The following is a 16,438-nucleotide window of genomic DNA, read 5'->3' on the forward strand; positions in this document are numbered from 1 at the left end:
TTTAAACTGCAGCAAGGAGAAACGAAGATGAGCCAATTGAAGCGTGCGCGGTACACCCTGGAATTCAAGCTGGAGGCGGTGCGGCTGGTGAAGGCCGGCCAGAGCCTGGCAGCGGTGTCGGCGATTCTGGGGGTGTCGAGCCAGACGATCTCGAACTGGGTGCAGGCGGACCGGTAAGGAACGCTGGTCGGCCCGGGTACGAAGCCGGTAACCGAGGAGCAGATGGAGCTGGCTCGACTGCGTGCGGAGAATGCGCGACTGAAGATGGAGCGCGACATTCTAAAAAAGGCGGCAGCGTACTTTGCGAAAGAATCGCCGTGAAGTACGCCTTTATCGAACGGGAGCACAAGCGCTGGCCGGCGTCGCTGCTGTGCGAGTTGCTGGAGGTCAGCCCGAGCGGGTATCACCAGCGGCGTCAGCGGGCTGCAGCGGGCCGGGAGAGGCACGGCCCGGTACGAATCAGCGACGATGCCGTGCTGGCCAACATCCGCGCGATCCATGCGCAGGTCAAGGGTGAGTACGGCTGGCCGCGCATGACGAAAGAACTGGTTGCACGTGGTGTGCGCGTGGGTAAGGAGCGGGTTCGCCATCTGATGGCGCGGCACGGCATTCGTGCTCGGCACAAGCGCAAGTTCATCGCGACGACGAATTCGAACCATAACCTGCCGGTCGCGCCGAACTTGCTGAAGCGTAACTTCACGACGAGTGCGCCGAATCAGGTCTGGACGAGCGACATCACGTACTGCGCGACTGCAGAAGGCTGGGTTTATCTGGCGGTCATCATCGACCTGTTCAGCCGGCAGGTGGTGGGCTGGTCGATGCAGCCTCACATGAAGGCCGAGCTGGTCACTGACGCGCTGCGCATGGCATGGTTCAGACGGCGTCCGCCGCCGGGCCTGATCATGCACAGCGACCGGGGCAGCCAGTATTGCAGCGGGCTGTTTCAGGACACGCTGAAAAGCATATGGCATGCGTTCGTCGATGAGCCGCCGTGGCGATTGCTGGGACAACGCGCCGACCGAAAGCTTGTGGGCTTCGCTGAAAGTCGGTCGCCTGCATGGTCGGCACTTCGCCACACGGCGCGCGGTGATGGACGAAAACGTTGATTGGCTGGGTTTCTACAATGCCCATCGGCTACACTCGACGCTCGATTACGTCAGCCCTATGACGTTCGAGAAGAACTGGCTCGCTGCCCACCGAGCCGCCTGAATTCCCTCGGCTATGGGATACGTCAAACAGGGGCAAGGTCAGACTGTCCAACGTGGGGACCGAGATGAGTCTGAACGTGCTTGCCTACAACCTCATGAGAGTGCTGAGAATCCTAGGATTCAAAGAGACAATGAAAGCGATGCGGCTGGTGGGTGCCTGAGTACCCATCGACCTTAAAAACAAGCTCACAATCGCTGACTAGAGCGTGTTAGGAACTTTGAAGTACTGACACGGCGTGGACAAGCATGAGCATTGCGAAGACGACGAAATGAAGCCCAGCGAGAGTTTCGGGGAGCCGTTCATAGTCACGTGCGAGACGCCGGAAACGGTTGAGCCAGCCAAAGCTGCGCTCGACCACCCACCGGCGGGGGAGCAGAACGAAACCCTTTTTCGTTTCTTCGAGTTTGATCACCTGAAGGTCAATGCCCTCGTCGAACGCAGCCTGCGCTGGCTCTTTGCCCGTGTATCCCTGATCGGCAAATGCCACCTTGACCGTTCGTCCCGTTACCTGCTGGACCTGCCGCGCAAGCTCCGCTACCTGTGCGCGCTCCTGTTCATTGGCTGGGGTCACGTGCACCGCCAGCAACTGTCCCAACGTGTCTACTGCAATATGTACCTTACTACCGCGCTTGCGCTTATAACCGTCATAACCCGCACGCGGGCCGCTCTCGCAGGTCGACTGTATCGTGCGGCCATCGAGGATGACCGCGCTGGGCTGTCCCCGACGGCCCTGTGCCACGCGTATCACCGAGCGCAGGTCACTCACCATGCTCTCAAAGCAGCCAGCCTGCAACCAGCGTTGAGTCTGCTGATACACCAACTCCCACGGCGGGAAATCATTGGGCAGCATCCTCCACGGCGCGCCGGCACGAGCCATCCAGCGCAATGCATCAAACATGTCGCGCAGTTCGTATTTGCGCTGGGGCGCGTCAACGTCCATCAGCGTCAGATACGGCGCCGCGAAACTCCATTCCTCATCCGACACATCAGTCGGATACCCTTTGCGGTCAGTTGTTTTCATCCCGCCAGGATACCAGGTCTCAATCGAAGTTCCTAACACGCTCTAAGCACCTTGAGCTTGAACAGGCGTCCCCTAGCTGCTTCACAGTGCGGCATTGTCTCGAGGCGCCAACGGTATCTCGCCCCCCGATTGACACATGTTAAGCGCGCTTTTGACGGATACGGCTATATTAAATGCACCGTCGTGGCAAACGTTCGCTCAAGACCCATAGGCGTCTCCCGCGTCTTCACATCTAAGAATCCGCCATGACAGTACAACCCATTACATCGCTCAATCTGTGCGCTGCAACTCTCACGCTCGCCCTGCAAATGCAGGCGAGCTACCACGAAACCCTGAAACGAAATTGCGATCTGGGGTTACAGCGTATTAGGCGCGACATTGCAGCAGTGCAAGCCATTTGCGATGTTGCTGTGGCTGCGCGTGACTGCACCGAACTAGCAGCGTCATATCTGATCATGTCACACGACTATGTAGCAACCACCAGGGATCTTTGGCAGCAAGGGCTGTGGAGTCTGGCCCCCGACACCAAAACGACCTGACTCGTCGGCGCGGACCATTCACGTCAGGGCGCTCTGTCGAGTGGCCGTGCATATAACGCATCCGGAGTGCTCACAATCATTCAGCAATTCAGTCTTCGCCCTTGAGCCGCCCTCTTTACGGTGCAAACTAGCCGTCGACGCGTCGCATGTGAAACGCACCGACCACGTCGCCACGAGTTGACTCATGAAGAGGAGGCGCGGCGCCCACTCCGTTGCGTGTGCGCAGCCGATAGTCCAAATTCGTGTGTAGTGATTGCGCGTTGCGGGCGTTTGCCGAACTTGACGCAGTAGATGTTCTGGCAAATGGCGCCGACATAACTCCGCACTGGATCCACACGAAGATGGCACGCGAGAATTAGGACAAGGAGGACAAGGTACTACGCACGAATCTCGACTCCTTGTCAATATAACCGAGCGTTCTTGCGGACGCAATCCCGTTAATTGCTAGTTTTATTTGTAGCTACAGGTTTGGTGCTCTTCGACGCCTCCGCGCCGACCTCAAGGTTACTTTTTGCGACTTCAACTTCTTGCCGACCAGTACTCCGTAGGCTTTCGCATAGAGAATCGGCAGCCGAAATCGCGGAATTCAAAGCGCTCGTGACTGGAACATTCTTGGCGACGTCCTCCACCATCGTCTGCACCTGACGGCGGCAGGCGCTACCTTGCACCTGCACAATTCGTGCGAACTCGGCCTGTGTTACCAACACGATGTCGACCGCCTGACGGCTATACGTCAGCACCCTCTCGGTCATCCGCTCAGCGAAGTTGTCTTGAAGCGCGAGCCAGTCCCGGTGCTCCTTCGACGATAGCGACTTTTGCACCAGTTCGAACATATCGACAAGCGTCGTGCAGGTCCATTGATTGTTCAATGCAGCCAGTTTCCCGACGCTCTCCACTGTCTTGTCGCCGAGATCAAAGAGGTAACCTAGCGTTACGTTTTGGATTGCGGCAATCTGTTCCCGGTTCAGCATGATGAAGCTCCAGTGTGCGCGATCCGGACACGAAGGCGGCGCCTCCACGATCTTGCGACAGAGATCGCATAGTGGGTCAAAAACGCGCGCCGGATGTGGTGCGCGTCAGAACGCTCCCGGTCCGGCAACCCGTTGCTCCGGCGAGATCGGCTCAGTTGCCTACAGAATATCAGGCTCTTCTCGATTGATTTTCATCTGCTTGAATGTGTCTTGACCGCCATCAAGGACTGAATCTGCGGTAGAGACTTCTCGGCGCCCACATTCGTCGGTACAGACGACGAAGCAATCGTCGATGGGGACAACTCAAGCACGTCGCTTTCGATGCTCCGCCGGCTCGTGCCGACACTCATATACCGACGGCGCGCCTGAACTCGCGCGTGGCGTCTTTCGCGCGCGCGCTGGCGTCCGGTGCGTCGGGGAGAGCAATGCACCACGCCGCGATAGCTTTGTCGGCGAGCGGCTCCCACTTGCTCACCCAAGCCGTCAGCACCGCGCGGTTCTTTTGCTCCTCGAGCGCCATGCGAACGAGTTCGGCGGCCCAACGCCGATGGCGCTGGGCGTCGATCAACTGCGCATCGGTGATGAGGCCGAGCAGCGTATCGCCGTTGTGCCGTGCAGCCACTCCGAGGCTTCGCAAAACGGTTTCTTCCACCGCCGGGCGCGCGACGAGGTTCAGCGCGGCGAAGCTCTCCGCCCAGTCCCATGCTGTGAGTGCGTGCTCGACGAGATTGCGCCAGCCCTGCCATGCCGGATCGTCCTCCCAGTAGTGCCGCTCATCAGTGCCGAAGCCGAGGTCGCCGAACGTCTGCGACAGCTCTTTGGTGCGATACGCCGTGTGAGTGAGCCAGCGCAGCGTGTCCGCTGTCTGGTAAGCGGCGCAGTTTGAGATCGTGGAAGCGGGCGCCATCTGGGTCAGATACGCCGAGCCCATTTGCAGTGCATGGAACAGGAAGCGGGCGGGCGTGTAGTGTCGCGCGAGCGTACCCGCCCAAGTGTGTGCGAGCATGCTGTCGTGACCGCGTGCGGAGAACTGGTCTAGCAGCCCGAAGACATACGTTTCCTGCCCGTCCTGGAGCATGTTGTAGGTGCGGTAGACGAGCTCGTCAGGATCGCGGAACGCATTCCAGTCGGGCCGAGTCAGCGGGGATGCATTGCGGTTTCGCTTGAACCATTGCGCCATTTCGAAGTTCGGATCGAGCTCGAACGGCGCATCGGGATTGTCGGTCGTGTAGTGCAGATTGGTCGTGACGATCTCGTACTCGCTTGGCTTGCGCCGCCGGGCCGCCAGATGGCTCCATGTTTTCAGTGGCTTGAGGACTTCTGGATGCGTCATGATTGTCTCCAGTTAAGAAAAGGTCTGCAGAGGTCGTTTTTGCAGCGGTGACTCCACACTCATCGCAGTCTGAACGGCCACGACATTCTTGTGTGGAGATTTCCCAGCAGAGTCACCCATCAGGTGCCGTGCCGCTGAAACACATGACCGCACCGGCCAGATCTTCAGCGTTTCGCAAAGCTCTGCGCAACATCCATAAATCGCTCAGAGCAGACCGCGTCGTCTGGACGGCATTTTTTCACCAAACCCATATATCGGGCCCTCGCATAGCCGAACTGTCGCTTGATGATGGGAAAGGGATGCTTAACCTTGGCACGGGTCTCTGCCTTGAGCCGGTCGATGTGATCGTGTATAGCGTCCAGATGATCGCTCCGGTCCAGTGCACGATGCCGCCGTCGAGACCCCGGGACTCGCGATACAGCGCCTCTTCCATTGCAGGGTCCGACAGAGCGAACCCGTGCTGCATAAACCGAATTTGCGGCATCGTCGCGATCGGGAAAGGTGGTCGTCCGTTTTTGCCTGGCGGATAAATGCGGCTCGATCAGCACAAATCAGCTCCGACCAAGGCACAACACGCCGCATCGCCTCGAGAAGATTCGGATTTCCACGTGGTTGAAAGATCCAGGGAACTGCGACAATACACTTCTACCCAATTAATTCGCGATGCTATCCAAGATAGCTGAACGGGCGTCAATGCCAGGACTTCGGCAGACCTTCCTTAAAGCGTCTTTTCGTAGTAGAAACGCACATACTCGTCGGTCGTCTCGATGCGGCCCGCGAACGAGCTGAGATTGACTTCGAGTTCGGACATCCTGAACGGCCGACCCAGCGCTTCCTCCAACGTCGCGCGGCATAGGATCAGTTCGCCGTCCGCGTCGATGCGCACATATGCGAGCTTGTCGTCCACGCGGATCACCTTGCCGGGGTTGTCCTCGTGCGCGGCTTCGATGACGCCGGCCGTGATGCTGCTCGCGCGAAGCACGGGACCCACGCGGTTGTTACGGTAAGCTTCAGCGGTCTTGTCAACGATCATGCTGTGTTCCCCTGCGGACTCAGGAATGGGCAAAGAGCGCATGAACGCCTTCTACGGCAATCAGAAGATCGTCGCCTTGGAGCTTCACGGCATATTCGGCGAGACGACAGTCACCCGGATTGATTCCTTTGCCCGTATTTGCGTCGAAGGTCCACTGATGAGCCCGGCACGTCAGCACGCGGCCATCGAATTTTCCTTCAACGAGCCGAATGTCGTGGTGCGGACAAATGCCCTGAAAGCCGCGCGGCTCGCCGCCTTCGGGACGTACCAACACGATCACGTGGCCATCCACTTCCACCTCGGTCATCTCCGCTTCCCACAGGTCATCGAGAGTGCAAACTTTCCGAAATTTCATGTCGCCCTCAATCATCGCAAAAGATGAATTCCAGCGTTTCCATCGGCTTGATGTCGGTCTCGGCGAGTTTCGCGTTGCGCGGATAGAACTGCTTGCTACCTTGGCGACGCACGCGGATCACCTTGTCGGGTTGAGGCGCTACTCGCCGGCCCACCGAATGTTGAGATGCTGCGGCGGCGATCTCGTCCATGGAATTGTCGGTATCCACGGTTACGAGTTGCAATACGAAGTCGTACTGAAAATTGGAAATCACAGGGACAAGAGCCATATCGCCCTCCATTGAATCGCCGCTCATGCAGCCTTTTCTTCGTAAAGCTTGTCGCAGTACGCCTTGACCCACGCGTAATGGTGCGCGTCATCGCCAATTTCGCCCGGTGCGAGTTCCATGTACTTCAACGCACCCCTCAGGTCGGGTGGCTGGATCTGCCCAGCCAGTAAGCGATCAACGAGCGCGAGGTGATTGCGGTAGCGAACGGGATCCTGCTGGAACACCCAGCGATCAATTTCCGAGTTGAAGTGATACGTGCGGCCGTTGTAGTCGAGCGGATAGTCCTTTACATTCCAGCCATTGCCAGGGATCGCGCAGATGGGCAACTGGCTCATGTTGCAGACGATCGGCAGCGTCTCGGGAACGGTGAGCTCAGGCTTGCCGGCAAGCAGGTTATCGATTATGACATCCCACACTTTGCCGAACGTGTCGTTCCAGCCGGGATATTTTTCTTCGAGCCAGTCTCGGCACTCAGGTGTAATGCCGGCAGCAGGATTCCACCACACGGTAGGCCGCCAGAACCAGATAGCCAATTGGTACGCATGGTGCTGGTAGTCGAACTCGCTAACGATCTGTTCCCAGTACCATGGCAGGTCGAGTCCCAGGTCGATCAGGGTGCGTTCGAACTGACCTACGATCCATTCCCGCATGAATTCCTTGAACGACTGCTTGCGATGCACGAGTGGCGTGGCGTAATCCATCGAGGAGCCCGTGAGCAGGCAGAACAGACGCCACGCGCGCGCGATGGCGACATCAACGAGCTTTTGAGCATGCTCTTTACGGCCGTTGGCGATCAGGATCTGCAACGCGGGACCCCCGATTTGCGCATGGCGCGACTCATCTGTCTGAATGCTGGAAATCAGGCTTGCAAAAGTGAAGTCGCCCGCTTCGGCGGCATTGGCCGCGAGGCCGAGAAACTGCATGTTGGTAAAACCCGTCTCGAACGCGAAGGTTAGCATGACTGCGATTTCGATCGCACTGCGCGACATGAACAGGTCATCGAACGCGCTGCGCGCGGCAATCGCACCCCACGCGTTGGTGTGATACGCCTTGTGGGCCCAATCGAACTGGCGATCCTTGGGACAGTAGTCGTGAGGGAAGTAAAGCTGCAACTGACCATGACGATTCTCGTCGAGCATGCCGAAGGTGGCCATATTGCGCATGCCGGGCGCACGGCCGAAACGTACCATTCGGGCCTCGGCGCTCATCGCCGCATATTCGCCGAGCGCAATTGCACCGTAGTGCGCCTTCAGAATGGAGAGCCACCCCGGATCGGCGTCCTCGAACATGCGGCTACGCTCAAGTGCCTCCTTGACTGAATATGCGCCAGCATCCTTCTCACGCTGGATGCGCACATACTCGGGATACGACGTCTTGTAGGGCTCGTCGTAGGTTTCCCAACTCGCCATGGAAATGCCTTGCGCCCCAGACATGAGATCGGGAAAGAGCTCCGACTCCGTCACATATCTTGGGGTCCAGTTGGTGGCACGTGCAATGTCATACCATGCGGCTCGTTCCAGTAACGCCATCGTGATGCCTCCTTTTGGAATGGGCGATGCGTCTTCCCGGCACGATGCGCATCCACCGGGCCCCTTGGGAACGCAAGATCAATGCCAATCCGCGGCGTTGCTTTCTTGGCGATCGAGGCGACAAATCTGAGAGCCGCGGCGGAGCGAAAGGGGAACCAAAATTGCGGAGGTATAGCGAGTAGGACATGTATCACCGCATGCACAGCATGGCCGCATCCACTGGGTGACGACAGCGTTTGGGCACCGTGGCGGCGCTATCAAGATGCGGGGGTGAATCTTACCGCAACGCAGCGCCCTACCGCTACACTGCATTGAGATGGTAAGCCGGCAGTTGTCGAGGTCCAGGACGATGAGTGACTTCCGCCGTAAAGGCCCATTGATCGTTTAGTCCAGCACGGCCCCACTCTGCACACAAGCGCACAACGAGCATCGAGTTGATAAGCGTCGGGCGAAGTTAAGCGGTCGTTGCGACATAACCGCCGCCTTAATTCTCCGTTGTCGCGGCAACCGCAGTGTTGCATCTCCGACGTTGTCGGACATGCAACATCTCCCAGCGCACGAATGATACTTCACGCAACGCTGATCAAGTCGGCCGCAGAGCTACTACGAGCGTTATAGATCGGGGTGGATCCGGAGGACAGAACAGGATGAAGCCGCCGCCGCTGTCGACGGCCGCTGAAGGTGCTGCTTTCGAGACACACCACAAACGGACGCGACGCGATGAGTTTCTCGTGATGAATGCAGTTTCGTCGTGTGGGCTGAACTTTGCGCGGTGGTCGAGCCGTATTATCCGAGGTGCGGCAATGGCCGCCCGCCTATTGACCAGAAGCGCATGCTGCGCCTTCATTTTATCCAGCACTGCTTCAACCTAGCCGATTTCGCTTGTGACGACGCTCTTTACGTTAGTGCTAGGCTGCGTCGCTTTGCGAGAGTCTGGATTGGAAGGCAGTACCGGACTGCCACCGCACTGCTGAAATTTCGTCGTCTTCTTGAAACCCTCAAGCTGGGTGAGAAATTGATTGCCGAAGTCGGCCACGTGGCGAGCGGCATGAAACTCCAGAGCGTCACGGTCGTGGATGCGACCATCATCGGTGCGCCAAAATTTGACGAAGAATGAACAGAATTCGCGCTCCCCCAAATGCACCAGGCGCGCAAGACTAGCAATGCTACTTCGGCGCGAAGCTATACATCGACGAGGATAGCGAGAGTGGCCTGGTGCACAGCGTAGTACCGGCCAACGTGCATGAAAAGCTTCCACTGCCGCAATTGCTACACGGCCAGGAGCGGAAGGTCTACGCTAACAGCGCTTACGCCAGCCAGAAGGCTAATCCACAGCAAAGCAGCACACCCACCGCGCGTGTGAAGTCAATACGGTGCAGCGCGGCGAGAACTGCCACAAGTCGAGGATCCGCGCACGCGTGGAGCATGTCTTCGCAGTGGCCAATCGATGTGGGGGTTCACGAAGGTGCCTACCAGGGTTAGCGCAGAGTACGAACCAGGCTTCATAGCTTTGGCGCGCGCCAATCTCTACCTGTCGGGCACGCGATTGATGGCACAAGTGCGTCCGTAGTGGACGAAAGGCGCCCCAAAAGCCGAGGTGTATCTGGAGTATGGTCGGCGTCACGACCTGAACAGCTCCACAATGCCGAGACGTCGCAAATTCGGCGACTTTTTCAGCCTAGCCTTAACGTGACAACGCCGACATATGTCGTCGAGAATTGGACAAACAAGACAGGCACTCGAAGAATTTATCGAGCTTTCTCGGCAATTTTTCCAGTTTTACGCCGTGCGAAAAGGTGGCGCATAGGTTGATTCGTGAACCTCCTCCCAGATATTTTGCTTCGTTCTCTGAAGATGCCGTACTGGCTGACCTCTGTCAGACGAACGGCCCGTCGCCACTATGAGAAGGTTTTGTCGGCGTAGCACGTAGTCCTTCCCGCTTCCGCCTCAATTATGGGAAGCGGCGCGGAACATTTTTTTCGTTAGGGACCCGCGACGCAAGGTCGGCACGAATCTTGTTATTTTCAAAACGCTTCACCGACAGTGAGACGCCCGAAGACGCGGTCGTATGCCAGCTTCGCGGGGCCGAACGCCATCAAGGGACCACAAAGTGATCGAAACGTTTTATGAAGTCATGCGACGCCAAGGGATCTCGCGCCGTAGCTTCCTCAAATTCTGCTCGCTGACGACAACGTCGCTCGGCCTCGGGCCTGCGTTCATGCCGAAGATTGTCCACGCAATGGAGACCAAACTGCGCACGCCGGTGCTCTGGCTACATGGACTCGAATGCACCTGCTGCTCAGAGTCGTTCATCCGCTCGGCGCACCCGCTGGCGAAGGACGTCGTGCTTTCAATGATCTCGCTCGACTACGACGACCTCTTGATGGCTGCCGCGGGACACCAGGCCGAGGCGATCCTCGAAAACGTGATGACAAAGTACCGTGGCAACTACATCCTCGCCGTCGAAGGCAATCCGCCGCTGAATCAAGACGGTATGAGCTGCATTATCGGCGGCAAGCCATTCGTCGATCAGTTGCGCCGTGTGTCGAAGGACGCGAAGGCTGTGATCTCGTGGGGGTCGTGTGCATCGTGGGGCTGCGTGCAGACGGCAAAGCCGAACCCGACGCAGGCGGTGCCAATCCACAAGGTGATCACCGACAAGGCGATCATCAAGGTGCCCGGCTGCCCCCCGATCGCCGAAGTGATGACGGGCGTCGTCACCTACATGCTCACGTTCGACCGGATACCGGAGTTGGATCGCCAAGGCCGTCCGAAAATGTTTTACAGCCAGCGCATTCACGACAAGTGCTACCGCCGTCCGCATTTCGACGCGGGCCAGTTCGTCGAGTCGTGGGACGACGAAGCGGCACGGCGCGGCTACTGCCTCTACAAGGTCGGCTGCAAGGGCCCGACGACCTACAACGCCTGCTCGACCGTGCGTTGGAACGGCGGCACAAGCTTCCCCATTCAGGCGGGCCACGGCTGCATCGGCTGCTCTGAGGAAGGATTCTGGGACAAGGGCTCCTTCTACGATCGGCTCACCCGGATCGATCAGTTCGGAGTCGAAGCGAACGCCGACAAGATCGGCGCTACCGCGGCCGTCGTGGTGGGCGCCGCCACTGCTGCGCATGCAGCCGCTTCGGCAATTCAGCACGCCAGGTCGAAGCAGGACTCTATGGACGACCGCGACGGCCAATAGCTACACCTCGCGTCGGGGTGCAGCCGACAAGCACAGGAAGCCGCAAAAGAAAAGCAACCATGACAGCCATTTCGAACCCAGGATTTCAGCTCGGTAGGAACGGACGCCGGATCGTCGTCGATCCAGTCACACGCATCGAAGGCCATATGCGCGTCGAGGTCAATGTTGATTCGAACAACGTGATCCGCAACGCCGTTTCCAGCGGCACCATGTGGCGTGGCCTTGAAGTCATTCTCAAGGGGCGCGACCCGCGCGACGCATGGGCGTTCGTCGAGCGTATCTGCGGCGTATGCACGGGATGTCACGCGCTCGCCTCCGTGCGCGCCGTCGAGGACGCGCTCGACATCCGCATTCCGCCCAACGCGCACCTGATCCGCGAGATCATGTCGAAGACATTGCAAGTGCACGATCACGTGGTGCACTTCTATCACCTGCACGCGCTCGACTGGGTCGACGTGTTGTCGGCGCTCAAGGCCGACCCCAAGTTAACGTCCGAGTTGCAACAGCGCATCTCGCCCGCGCATCCGATGTCATCACAGGGCTATTTCCGCAATGTGCAGACGCGTCTACGCAAGTTCATCGAAAGCGGCGAGCTCGGTCCGTTCATGAACGGCTACTGGGGCAACTCCGCGTACGCGCTGCCACCGGAAGCGAATCTGATGGCCGTGACGCACTACCTCGAAGCGCTCGACATGCAAAAGGAGTGGGTCAAGATCCACGCGATCTTCGGCGGCAAGAATCCGCACCCGAACTACCTCGTAGGGGGCGTGCCTTGCGCGATCAATATCGGCAGCGACCTAGCGGCCGGCGCACCCATCAACATCGAGCGCCTAAACTTCGTCAAGTCGCTCATCGACGATGCGATCACCTTCTGCCGCAACGTCTATGTGCCCGATCTGCTTGCAATCGGCACGATCTACAAAGCACGCGGCTGGTTGCATGGCGGCGGCCTAGCCGCAACCAACGTGATGGACTACGGCGCGTATCCGCTCGTCAACTACAACCCATCCACCAACCAGATGCCGGGCGGAGCCATCATCAACGGCGACTGGAACACGCTCCTGCCGGTTGATCCGCGCGACCCCGAGCAAGTGCAGGAATTTGTCGCCCACTCCTGGTATCAATACCCTGACAACTACCGCGGGCTGCATCCTTGGGACGGCATTACCGAACCGCACTACGAGCTCGGACCCAACACGAAGGGCACGCGCACCGCAATCGAGTCGATCGACGAGAGCGCAAAGTACTCGTGGATCAAGTCGCCGCGCTGGCGGGGGCACGCGATGGAAGTCGGACCGCTCGCGCGCTACATCCTCGGCTACGCACACGCGGAGCAGAGCAATCCGCATTGCGGCCGTATGAAGGAACAGATTGAGGCCTCCCTCCTTGCCGTGAACCAGGGCATGCCAAAGCTGCTCGGCTTGCCGGAAAGCTCGCTTGGCGTGAAGCAACTGCTGCCGACCACCATCGGCCGCACGCTCGCCCGCGCGCTTGAAGCGGAGTATTGCTCCGAGATGATGGCGGACGACTGGCAAAGCCTCTTACAAAACATCCGCAACGGCGATACCTCGACCGCGAACCTGGACAAGTGGGACCCTTCGACGTGGCCAGCCGAGGCGAAGGGCGTGGGCGCGGTCGCCGCGCCGCGCGGCGCGCTCGGCCACTGGATCAGGATCAGGGACGGTCGCATTGAGAACTACCAGTGCGTCGTTCCGAGCACGTGGAACGGCAGCCCGCGCGACGCGAAAGGGCAGATCGGCGCGTTCGAAGCGAGCCTCATGGACATGCCCGTGGCGAACGTCGAGCAGCCCGTCGAGATCCTGCGGTCGCTGCACTCGTTCGACCCTTGCATGGCTTGCTCGACGCACGTGATGAACGCGGACGGTGCGGAAATGACCGCCGTGACTGTGCGATAACCCCACCAGGCCGCCACAGCGCCTGCGCTCGCCGGCGCCGCGCGGCAGGAAAGGATGATGACGATGCAATCGTATTCTCGATGCGAAAAGGCGGCTGACTTTGTTTCGTCCACCGAGGCAATTTACGTGTACGAAGCGCCGGTACGCGTCTGGCACTGGATCAACGCAGTGTCGATCGTAGTGCTGGCGTTGACCGGCTATCTTATCGGCGCCCCGCTTCTCACACAGCCCGGCGAGGCGAGCGCGAATTTTCTGATGGGCTATATCCGCTTTGTGCATTTCACCGCGGCCTACCTGTTCGCAATCGGGCTTGCGGGCCGCGCGTATTGGGCGATTGTCGGCAATCGCCATGCGCGCGAAATGTTCTGGGTGCCGGTATTCTCGCGCGAGTACTGGATGGACATGCTCACCATGCTGCGTTACTACTCGTTCCTCGGGCCCACGCCGCGCCAGTTCAGCGGGCACAATCCGTTATCGCGATTTGCGATGTTTTTCGTGTTCTTGCTGATCTCACTCTTCATGATCGTGACCGGTTTCGCACTGTATGGCGAAGGCGCGCAGGCCGGCTCTTGGCAGCAGATTGCGTTTGGCCAGGTATCCACGCTGATCGGCCAGTCGCAGACCGTGCACACGTGGCATCGCCTCGGCATGTGGGCGATCATGATGTTCGTTATCGTGCATGTCTATATGGCGATCCGCGAAGACATCATGGCCCGCCAGAACATGGTCGGCACGATGATATCGGGCTACCGTACGTTCAGGAAGTGAGGTTGCAATGCTGACTTGCCCAAAAACCGGCGTGCCTGCCATCGTCGTACTCGGCATCGGCAACTTGCTGTGGGCCGACGAGGGTTTTGGCGTGCGCTGTATCGAGGCGCTTGAGCAGCACTTCGAGTTTGCCCAGCACGTCAGCCTCATAGACGGCGGCACGCAAGGGCTGTGTCTGGTCCAGTACGTCCAGGCGGCCGACAGTCTGCTCATTTTCGACGCGGTCGATTACGGTCTCGCGCCGGGCACGCTGAAGATCGTTGAGGATGACGACGTACCGGCGTTCCTCGGCGTGCGCAAGATGAGCCTGCACCAGACCGGCTTCCAGGAGGTACTAATGCTCGCGCGCCTGACAGGCCGGTATCCACGCCGCGTGCTGCTGATCGGCTGCCAGCCGGACGAAGTGGCCGATTTCGGTGGCAGCCTGCGACCCACCATTAAAGCATCGCTCGAGCGCGCGCTCGAACTTGGCCTCGAGCGCCTTGCCGCATGGGGCGGAGAGCCCACGCGGCGTCACACCCCGTTACATGCCGACGATGCGGTCACGCTGCCGCATCTCGCGCTTTCGCGCTACGAAGGCGAGCGGCCCAGCGAGGCCAATGCGTGCCGCACCGGCGACGAGCGCGTGCTGCTGCGCATGCGCCGCAAGGAGTCGCCGTCGTGTGCATAGGCGTGCCGATGCGGGTAGTCGAGGTGCAGGGCTTGCGGGCGCTGTGCCACGGACGCGGCGGCCACCGCCGGATCGACACTTCGCTAGTTGGTCCATGCAGCGCCGGTGAATGGCTGCTGGTTTTTCTCGACACGGCGCGCGAGAAGCTCGACGGGACACGCGCGGCAGAAATCGACGCGACGCTCTCGCTCGTGGAACTGGCGCTGAAGGGAGATGCCGCCATGGCCCGAGCGAGCCCGAATTTTGAATTGCCGTCCGCGCTCGGCGTGGACGATTTGACCCAGTTGACCTCCAGCGCGCAACCGGCGTATGGCCGTCACGGGTCCTCCGAGGAATCGCCATGACAAATACGAACGGTACCGCGCTTGACGCGACGTCCGTGGTGCAGCGGCTAACTGATGGCAGACACGCCGTGTCCGTGGACGAACGAAAGGTAGGCGATTGGGTTGTGGACGGCGGCGAATGCGTAGCGTTGCTCACGGCCGACGGGACGCGCTTTCCCGACTTCCTCGACGTGGCCGTGGTGCTGCCCGAGCTCGCGCGCCGCGTGTGGCGGTGGCCGTGGTCCACGTTGCTGTGGCTGCACGCCGGCGCTTATGTCACGAGGCTCTCCAGTATGACGGACTGGAATGACTACGTGGCAAACCTCGCACATGCGCTCGGGCAGCCGACTACGCGGACGCCATGGGTCGGCATTCCCGGCCGCACCGTCGGCGCTTCGCCCGGCTGTCACGAATTGTCGATCAATCTTTGGGGTCGTTGATCGTGTCCATGAGTCCATTTCCCATTCCCGTCGCGCCTTTCCGCCCGGGAAACCAAGCCGAGAGCGATGCGGTGCTCGACTATCTGCCGATGCCGCAAGGCATGCGCATCTATGTGGCGCCGACGCTGCCTGAGCGCTGCGATGCGCGGGCACTCGACGGCGCGCGCGGCGTGCTTCGCAACGTATTAGGCGTACTGGCGGCATACAAACCTGGTACGCCGTCCGAAGCCATCGATCTGACGCCGTACGATCGAGCAACGCTGCGCGTTCTCAACGACGTGCTGGGCGAGGGCGAGGTCAGCGCGCGCGTCGACGGCGCGCAGCGGAGCGGCGGGCTGATCCAGGAGACTGTGTTTGCCGGCCTGTGGCGCGTAGTCGAGCGGAATGGCGCGCGCCCGGTCGACCGGCTCGAGATCGGCGCGGCCCCCGCGATGCTTGCCCAGCCCAAGGACCCGGCGCAGCCGATGATGCCGTTGCCGGACATGCTGCCGCTCGACGTGATGAACGCGCCGTCGATCCTGAGCGAAGTACGCGATTCCGCCGCGCGCTGGCGCGCCGGGCATGCGCCCCACATCGTCAACCTAACGCTCCTGCCATTGTCGCCGGGGGATCAGCAACTGATCGACGCCGTGCTGGGCGAAGGCGCGGTGCAGATCTTGTCGCGCGGCTACGGAAATTGCCGGGTGGGCAGCACGGCGATCGCGAACTGCTGGCGTGTTGCATATTTCAACTCGCAGGACATGCTGATCCTGAACACGATCGAGATCACCGATCTGCCAGAGGTCGTGCGCGCCGCGCCGGAAGACCTCGCGGATTCGCGCGAGCGCTTGACCCAGTTGATCGACTGGATGGGTGAGGCGTGAC

At 59.9% G+C, this 16,438-nt stretch carries 15 protein-coding genes and 3 pseudogenes; 10 read left to right on the top strand and 8 right to left on the bottom strand.

Going from position 1 to position 16,438, the window contains the following annotated elements:
• The first annotated feature begins 27 nt into the window (after positions 1-27).
• A pseudogene (locus tag G5S42_RS39955) lies at positions 28-1,209 on the top strand (IS3 family transposase).
• A 208-nt stretch (positions 1,210-1,417) separates the two neighbouring features.
• Here G5S42_RS39955 and G5S42_RS39960 read toward each other — a convergent pair.
• Complete coding sequence (locus G5S42_RS39960) at positions 1,418-2,230, bottom strand: IS5 family transposase (protein WP_176107577.1); 813 nt, start codon at positions 2,228-2,230, stop codon at positions 1,418-1,420.
• A 245-nt stretch (positions 2,231-2,475) separates the two neighbouring features.
• Between G5S42_RS39960 and G5S42_RS39965 the strand changes: the two genes are divergently transcribed.
• Positions 2,476-2,769, top strand: a complete 294-nt coding sequence (locus tag G5S42_RS39965; RefSeq protein ID WP_176112222.1) for a hypothetical protein — start codon at positions 2,476-2,478, stop codon at positions 2,767-2,769.
• Positions 2,770-3,206: 437 nt separating this feature from the next.
• Here the strand turns inward: G5S42_RS39965 and phaP are convergent, their stop codons facing one another.
• From phaP to G5S42_RS40000, 7 genes and pseudogenes are all read right to left on the bottom strand, one after another.
• Positions 3,207-3,740 carry a TIGR01841 family phasin gene (phaP, locus tag G5S42_RS39970; RefSeq protein ID WP_176112223.1) on the bottom strand — a complete coding sequence of 178 codons (534 nt, stop codon included), beginning with the start codon at positions 3,738-3,740 and terminating at the stop codon, positions 3,207-3,209.
• 346 nt (positions 3,741-4,086) lie between these two features.
• Positions 4,087-5,073 (bottom strand): aromatic/alkene monooxygenase hydroxylase subunit beta, encoded by a 987-nt coding sequence (locus G5S42_RS39975; protein ID WP_176112224.1) that lies wholly within the window; start codon positions 5,071-5,073, stop codon positions 4,087-4,089.
• A 415-nt stretch (positions 5,074-5,488) separates the two neighbouring features.
• Positions 5,489-5,712, bottom strand: a pseudogene (locus G5S42_RS45925) (transposase); the annotation flags it as partial.
• 79 nt (positions 5,713-5,791) lie between these two features.
• Positions 5,792-6,106 (bottom strand): MmoB/DmpM family protein, encoded by a 315-nt coding sequence (locus G5S42_RS39985; RefSeq protein WP_013094443.1) that lies wholly within the window; start codon positions 6,104-6,106, stop codon positions 5,792-5,794.
• Positions 6,107-6,125: 19 nt separating this feature from the next.
• Positions 6,126-6,461: a monooxygenase system ferredoxin subunit gene (locus G5S42_RS39990; RefSeq protein ID WP_176112225.1), complete on the bottom strand. Its 336-nt coding sequence runs from the start codon at positions 6,459-6,461 to the stop codon at positions 6,126-6,128.
• A gap of 7 nt (positions 6,462-6,468) precedes the next feature.
• Positions 6,469-6,729, bottom strand: coding sequence for a toluene-4-monooxygenase system B family protein (locus tag G5S42_RS39995; protein ID WP_176112499.1), 261 nt, complete (start codon positions 6,727-6,729; stop codon positions 6,469-6,471).
• A gap of 23 nt (positions 6,730-6,752) precedes the next feature.
• Entirely contained in the window at positions 6,753-8,258 is a 1,506-nt protein-coding gene (locus G5S42_RS40000) for a ferritin family protein (RefSeq protein WP_176112226.1), read from the bottom strand.
• Between the two features lie 647 nt (positions 8,259-8,905).
• Here G5S42_RS40000 and G5S42_RS40005 point away from each other — a divergent pair.
• The 8 genes and pseudogenes from G5S42_RS40005 (at position 8,906) to G5S42_RS40040 (ending at position 16,437) form a co-directional block, all read left to right on the top strand.
• Positions 8,906-9,828: pseudogene (locus G5S42_RS40005) on the top strand (IS5 family transposase).
• Positions 9,829-10,371: 543 nt separating this feature from the next.
• Positions 10,372-11,457 carry a hydrogenase small subunit gene (locus G5S42_RS40010; RefSeq protein WP_176112500.1) on the top strand — a complete coding sequence of 362 codons (1,086 nt, stop codon included), beginning with the start codon at positions 10,372-10,374 and terminating at the stop codon, positions 11,455-11,457.
• Between the two features lie 59 nt (positions 11,458-11,516).
• Positions 11,517-13,373, top strand: coding sequence for a nickel-dependent hydrogenase large subunit (locus G5S42_RS40015; RefSeq protein ID WP_176112227.1), 1,857 nt, complete (start codon positions 11,517-11,519; stop codon positions 13,371-13,373).
• Between the two features lie 57 nt (positions 13,374-13,430).
• Positions 13,431-14,141: a Ni/Fe-hydrogenase, b-type cytochrome subunit gene (gene cybH, locus G5S42_RS40020; RefSeq protein ID WP_217710330.1), complete on the top strand. Its 711-nt coding sequence runs from the start codon at positions 13,431-13,433 to the stop codon at positions 14,139-14,141.
• Positions 14,142-14,148: 7 nt separating this feature from the next.
• Positions 14,149-14,811, top strand: a complete 663-nt coding sequence (locus G5S42_RS40025) for a HyaD/HybD family hydrogenase maturation endopeptidase (RefSeq protein ID WP_176112229.1) — start codon at positions 14,149-14,151, stop codon at positions 14,809-14,811.
• Positions 14,802-15,155 (top strand): HypC/HybG/HupF family hydrogenase formation chaperone, encoded by a 354-nt coding sequence (locus G5S42_RS40030; protein ID WP_312883713.1) that lies wholly within the window; start codon positions 14,802-14,804, stop codon positions 15,153-15,155. The genes G5S42_RS40025 and G5S42_RS40030 overlap by 10 nt, the downstream gene beginning before the upstream one ends.
• Positions 15,152-15,574 (top strand): thioredoxin domain-containing protein, encoded by a 423-nt coding sequence (locus G5S42_RS40035; RefSeq protein ID WP_176112230.1) that lies wholly within the window; start codon positions 15,152-15,154, stop codon positions 15,572-15,574. The genes G5S42_RS40030 and G5S42_RS40035 overlap by 4 nt, the downstream gene beginning before the upstream one ends.
• Before the next feature lie 113 nt (positions 15,575-15,687).
• The gene (locus tag G5S42_RS40040) at positions 15,688-16,437 is read left to right on the top strand and encodes a hydrogenase expression/formation protein (RefSeq protein ID WP_312883714.1); all 750 of its coding nucleotides are present in this window, start codon (positions 15,688-15,690) and stop codon (positions 16,435-16,437) included.
• The last annotated feature ends 1 nt before the right edge of the window (position 16,438 follow it).

The sequence above is a fragment of the Paraburkholderia youngii genome, from assembly GCF_013366925.1.
GTDB lineage: Bacteria > Pseudomonadota > Gammaproteobacteria > Burkholderiales > Burkholderiaceae > Paraburkholderia > Paraburkholderia youngii.

Coding starts and splice junctions, on each gene's coding strand:
- G5S42_RS39960 (WP_176107577.1), bottom strand. CDS start 2,230: ATGAAAACAACTGACCGCAAAGGGTATCCGACTGATGTGTCGGATGAG.
- G5S42_RS39965 (WP_176112222.1), top strand. CDS start 2,476: ATGACAGTACAACCCATTACATCGCTCAATCTGTGCGCTGCAACTCTC.
- phaP (WP_176112223.1), bottom strand. CDS start 3,740: ATGCTGAACCGGGAACAGATTGCCGCAATCCAAAACGTAACGCTAGGT.
- G5S42_RS39975 (WP_176112224.1), bottom strand. CDS start 5,073: ATGACGCATCCAGAAGTCCTCAAGCCACTGAAAACATGGAGCCATCTG.
- G5S42_RS39985 (WP_013094443.1), bottom strand. CDS start 6,106: ATGATCGTTGACAAGACCGCTGAAGCTTACCGTAACAACCGCGTGGGT.
- G5S42_RS39990 (WP_176112225.1), bottom strand. CDS start 6,461: ATGAAATTTCGGAAAGTTTGCACTCTCGATGACCTGTGGGAAGCGGAG.
- G5S42_RS39995 (WP_176112499.1), bottom strand. CDS start 6,729: ATGGCTCTTGTCCCTGTGATTTCCAATTTTCAGTACGACTTCGTATTG.
- G5S42_RS40000 (WP_176112226.1), bottom strand. CDS start 8,258: ATGGCGTTACTGGAACGAGCCGCATGGTATGACATTGCACGTGCCACC.
- G5S42_RS40015 (WP_176112227.1), top strand. CDS start 11,517: ATGACAGCCATTTCGAACCCAGGATTTCAGCTCGGTAGGAACGGACGC.
- cybH (WP_217710330.1), top strand. CDS start 13,431: ATGACGATGCAATCGTATTCTCGATGCGAAAAGGCGGCTGACTTTGTT.
- G5S42_RS40025 (WP_176112229.1), top strand. CDS start 14,149: ATGCTGACTTGCCCAAAAACCGGCGTGCCTGCCATCGTCGTACTCGGC.
- G5S42_RS40035 (WP_176112230.1), top strand. CDS start 15,152: ATGACAAATACGAACGGTACCGCGCTTGACGCGACGTCCGTGGTGCAG.